The sequence below is a fragment of the uncultured Salinisphaera sp. genome, from assembly GCF_964012375.1.
Taxonomy (GTDB): Bacteria; Pseudomonadota; Gammaproteobacteria; order Nevskiales; family Salinisphaeraceae; genus Salinisphaera.
The window spans coordinates 1-4,479 of the sequence record NZ_CAXGSH010000157.1 but is presented as its reverse complement, the minus strand read 5'-3'; the positions used below and the strand labels follow the sequence as shown (position 1 = coordinate 4,479).

Below are 4,479 nucleotides of genomic sequence, written 5' to 3'. Positions count from 1 at the left end.
TCGAGCTGCTCCGCGGCCTGCTTGAACTGTTCGTATTCCTGCAGCCGGCGTACCAGCTCGGCGCGCGGGTCTTCGCCCTCGTCTTCTTCCTCGATGGGCTTGGGCAAGAGCATGCGCGATTTGATCTCGGCGAGCATGGCGGCCATGAGCAGATACTCGCCGGCCAGCTCGATCGCCATTTCCTGCATGACCTCGATATAGGTCATGTACTGGTGGGCGATGGTATGTACCGGAATATCCAGGATATCCAGGTTCTGCTTGCGGATCAGATACAGCAGCAGGTCGAGCGGGCCTTCGAAGGTTTCCAGAAACACCCGCAGCGCATCCGGCGGAATATAGAGATCCTCCGGCAGCTGTTCGAGCGGCTCGCCGCCGACACGCACGGCCGCGGCCGACTTGGCGTCGGCTGCTTGCTGCGGGTGGTCGTCGGTTGCCGATTCGGTCAAGGTTCGCTCTTAGAAGTGGCTGTTTTAAGCGTTGTTCAAAAAAAACCGTCCGCGAATGAACGCGATGAAAAAGCAGATGACGACGAGCGATGGGCCCGTTTTGCCGCAGATACCTATTCTGTGGCGTCATTCACCCAGGCCGCTGTTGATTATCTGCCGCGTGCAACATGCGGCGTGAACATCAGATCACCCGGCCTTCGAGCGATCTGTGTTCCGCCCTATTCGCGTGCATTTGCGAACCCGGTTTTTCGAGCCTCGCGATACGCCTAGGCTGAGGGAAGAAAACCGGTCAGCGCGAAGGCGCGCTCCAGGGTCGGCTCGGCACGCTGGCGCGCCGCGGCGGCGCCCCGGGCAAGCAGCGCATCCAGACCGGCCGTATCGTCGCGGTATTCGGCATAGCGTTGCTGCAGCGGTTCCAGAAAGGCCACCACCGCATCGGCCAGATCGCCCTTGAGCGCGCCGTAGCCCTGGCCCGCATAGCGGTTTTCCAGATCGGCGATGGATTCATCTGTGACCGCGGAATAGATCGACAACAGGTTCGACACGCCCGGCTTTTCGGCCTCGTCGAAGCGAATCTCGCCGTCGGAATCGGTGACCGCGCGCTTGATCTTCTTGATCACCCGCTTGGGTTCGTCGAGCAGCTTGATGACGTTGGCCTCGACATCGTCGGACTTGGACATCTTCGCGGTCGGATCGCCCAGGCTCATGATCCGTGCGCCCACTTCCGGGATGATCGGCTCGGGCACGGTGAACAGATCTTCGCCGGCGCGCGCGTTAAAGCGCTCGGCCAGGTTGCGGGCCAGCTCGAGATGCTGTTTCTGGTCGTTGCCCACCGGCACGGCATCGGTCTGGTAAAGCAGAATGTCGGCGGCCATCAGCACGGGGTAGTCGAACAGCCCGGCGTTGATGTTGTCGACGTTCTTGGCCGACTTATCCTTGAACTGGGTCATACGATTGAGCTCGCCCATCGACGTATGACAGTTCAGCAGCCAGGCCAGCTGGGCATGCGCGGGCACGTGCGACTGCACGAACATGGTGGCCCGCTCCGGATCGATCCCAGCGGCCAGATACAGGCACAGGAACTCGTGGCAGCGCTCGCGCAGCGCGGCCGGGTCCTGACGCACCGTGATTGCATGCATATCGACCAGCGCGAACAGGCAGTCGTGGCTGTCCTGCATGGCCACCCAGTGCTTGAGCGCGCCGATATAGTTGCCGAGCGTCAGCTCGCCGGAAGGCTGGATACCGGATAGAACGATGGGTTTGGCAATCTCGGAACTCACACGCGGCCTCTTGGCAATTCAGTCAGCGCTGATTTATCAAAGCCGCGAGTATACGCAAGCGCGCGGCCGCTTTGGACCGCAACCGCCGATCCTGACGTAGCTCAGTCTTCGACCGGGTCCAGCCCGATCGCCTCGGCGCTGCCCTTGCCGGGGCGCAGGATCTGCGGCACCGCGGTGGTCAGATCCACCACCGTAGTGGGTTCCACGCCCGTCGCGCCGCCGTCGACGATGATATCGAGCTGCTTGTCGAACGCCTCGCGTACGTCGAAGGCCTCCGAGAGCGGAAGTTCGTCGTCAGGGCGTTGGGCGGTGACCGACATGATCGGTTCGTCCATTGCCTCGGCAATGGCGCGCGCGACCGGATGCCCGGGCACGCGAATACCGATGGTCTTGCGCTTGGGATGGGCCAGCCAGTTCGGCACCACCTTCGATGCGGGCAGCACGAAGGTATAGGCGCCGGGCGTCGCCGCCTTGAGCAGACGAAAGCTGGTGTTCTCTACCTTGGCATAGGTCGAGATTTCGGACAGATCCCGACACACCAGCGTGAAGAAATGATCGCGCCCGAAGCCACGCATCTGCCGGATACGATCGATCGCGTTCTTGTCGCCCATCGCGCACGCAAGGCCGTAGGACGAGTCCGTCGGATAGGCAATCACCCGGCCTGCGCGCAAGGCATCGGCCACCTGGCTGATACGGCGCGGCTGCGGGGTTTCGGCGTGTACGTGAACGATTTCGGCCATGCGGGCATTATATCGGCTACGTCGATGGCGCGGCAGGTTTTTTCGTCGTTCTTGGCCGATCGCGCCCGAGATGCGGCACACTGCGCCTTATCGGTATTACAAACTCTGGTCAGGACAATCCCATGGATTACTTTGCGATCGTGTCTTTCGATGTGGCGGACAGCAGCGATGGCCGCAAGAAGGCCGTCGACGAACACCGTGCACGGCTCGAGGAACTCGACCAGGCCGGGCGCCTGCTCACCGCCGGCCCGCTGCCGCGCGAGGATGCCTATGGCAAGGTCACCGACGGCTTTCAGGGCAGCATCATCATCGCCGCGTTCGACAGCCTTGACGATGCCCGTGCCTGGGCCAAGGTCGATCCGTACAACGCCGAGGGCGTGTACATGGAAAGCACGGTCTATCCGTACAAGAAGGTTTACTGAGCGTATGAGTGATCGTATTCCGCGTATTCGCGAAGCGCTCGAACAGGGCCTGAACACGCAGGAAGTCGCAATCCGTGACGACAGCCACCTGCACGCCGGCCATGCCGGGGCGAAGACGGGCCTGGGCCATTTCCATGTCACCGTCCGCTCGCCCCGCTTCACCGGCACGTCGCCCATCGAGCGCCACAAGCTCGTCTACGAAGCGCTCGGCACGTTGATGCAAACCGATATACACGCGGTATCGATTCGCGCGCTGGCGCCGGAGGAATAACCGGCGCGCCGCGCTGGCTGAACGACTCGCCCGCTCGACATAAAACAAGAACGAACGCCAGCGCGTTTGAGGGGACACAACATGATCCATCGCCCGTACCGGCACCGCACGGTGGCGATTGCCGTCGCCCTGACTTTCGGGCTGCCGGCCCATGCCCAGGACAGGGTCGGCGCCCCGGCCGGCGACGATGGCATCGACCGCCTCGAATCGCTCGCGCCGATCGAAGTACAAAGTCTGCGGCTGAACACCGAGGTGCTCACCTCGCCGGCCGCGGTCGACGTCACCGAAGCCCGCGATATCCAGCAGGGTCGGGCCAAGGCGCAGCTGGATTCCGCACTCAACCGTACGCCGGGCGTTTACGCCAACAACGGCAGCAACTTCGCCCAGAACCTGCGGATTTCCATTCGCGGCTTTGGCGCGCGCTCGGCGTTTGGCGTGCGCGGGGTCAAGGTGCTCGTGGACGGTATCCCGGAGACGCTGGCCGACGGCCAGGCCCAGACCGACACCATCGACCTCGGCGCGGTGGAGCGTCTTGAAGTGATCCGCGGCCCGTTTTCCGCGCTTTACGGCAACGCCACCGGCGGCGTGGTCGATATCACCACCACCACGCCGGCCAGCGGGCCAATCGATCGCGGCGAACTGACCGTGGGTGGCCACGGCTACCGGCGGATCGAAGCCGCCACCGCCCACGAGCGCGGCGACTGGGGCTATGCGCTGACCGCCTCCCAGCTCGATATCGACGGCTATCGCGCCCATAGCGAGGTCAAGAAACAGCAGCTCACCGGCAAGCTCGAACGCCGCGTGGGCGCCACCGGCACGCTGCGGCTGGTCACGCGCGTGCTCGATGCGCCGGACACGCTCGACCCCGGCGGCGTAACCCTGGAACAGGCCCGAGCCGACCGGCGCGCGGCACGCGACGCCAACCTCGCATTCGATGCCCGCCAGTCGGCCTCGCAGCAGACCGTGGGCCTGGTGTACGAAGACCAGCTCGCCGAGAACCAGAGCTATTCTGCAAACCTGTTCTACAGCAACCGCGACTTCATCCAGTATCTGCCCTTCGAGGATGCAGGCGTGGTGGCCTACGACCGCGACTTCTTCGGCGGCGGCCTCCAGAGCACGCGCTTCGACACGCTATTCGGCCACGACAACCAGCTCGTGGCCGGCATCGATGCCCAGATTCAGCAGGATGCGCGTACCCGCTACGACAACATCGCCGGCAACAAGGGCGCGCTCGGCCTGGAAGAAGATCAGCAGGCCACCAGCATCGGCGTGTTTGCCCAGAACGTGTTCTCGATCAGTTCCGATCTGGAACTCACCACC

General features: G+C 63.6%; 6 protein-coding genes. 3 read left to right on the top strand and 3 right to left on the bottom strand.

Annotated features, from left to right (window positions below; translation table 11 throughout):
- From ABNU97_RS17305 to ABNU97_RS17295, 3 genes are all read right to left on the bottom strand, one after another.
- On the bottom strand, positions 1–383 hold a 383-nt coding region (locus ABNU97_RS17305; RefSeq protein ID WP_348767911.1), incomplete at its 3' end, for a segregation/condensation protein A.
- Positions 384–712: 329 nt separating this feature from the next.
- A complete protein-coding gene (gene trpS, locus ABNU97_RS17300) occupies positions 713–1,714 on the bottom strand; it encodes a tryptophan--tRNA ligase (RefSeq protein ID WP_348767910.1) in 1,002 nt (333 codons plus the stop codon).
- A gap of 113 nt (positions 1,715–1,827) precedes the next feature.
- Positions 1,828–2,466, bottom strand: coding sequence for an L-threonylcarbamoyladenylate synthase (locus tag ABNU97_RS17295; protein WP_348767909.1), 639 nt, complete (start codon positions 2,464–2,466; stop codon positions 1,828–1,830).
- 122 nt (positions 2,467–2,588) lie between these two features.
- Here ABNU97_RS17295 and ABNU97_RS17290 point away from each other — a divergent pair, with 122 nt between their 5' ends.
- The 3 genes from ABNU97_RS17290 to ABNU97_RS17280 form a co-directional block, all read left to right on the top strand.
- Entirely contained in the window at positions 2,589–2,888 is a 300-nt protein-coding gene (locus ABNU97_RS17290; RefSeq protein ID WP_348767908.1) for a YciI family protein, read from the top strand.
- A 4-nt stretch (positions 2,889–2,892) separates the two neighbouring features.
- Positions 2,893–3,159 (top strand): BolA family protein, encoded by a 267-nt coding sequence (locus tag ABNU97_RS17285; protein ID WP_348767907.1) that lies wholly within the window; start codon positions 2,893–2,895, stop codon positions 3,157–3,159.
- Between the two features lie 81 nt (positions 3,160–3,240).
- Positions 3,241–4,479 (top strand): TonB-dependent receptor plug domain-containing protein (locus ABNU97_RS17280; RefSeq protein WP_348767906.1); only part of this gene is annotated, 1,239 nt, incomplete at its 3' end.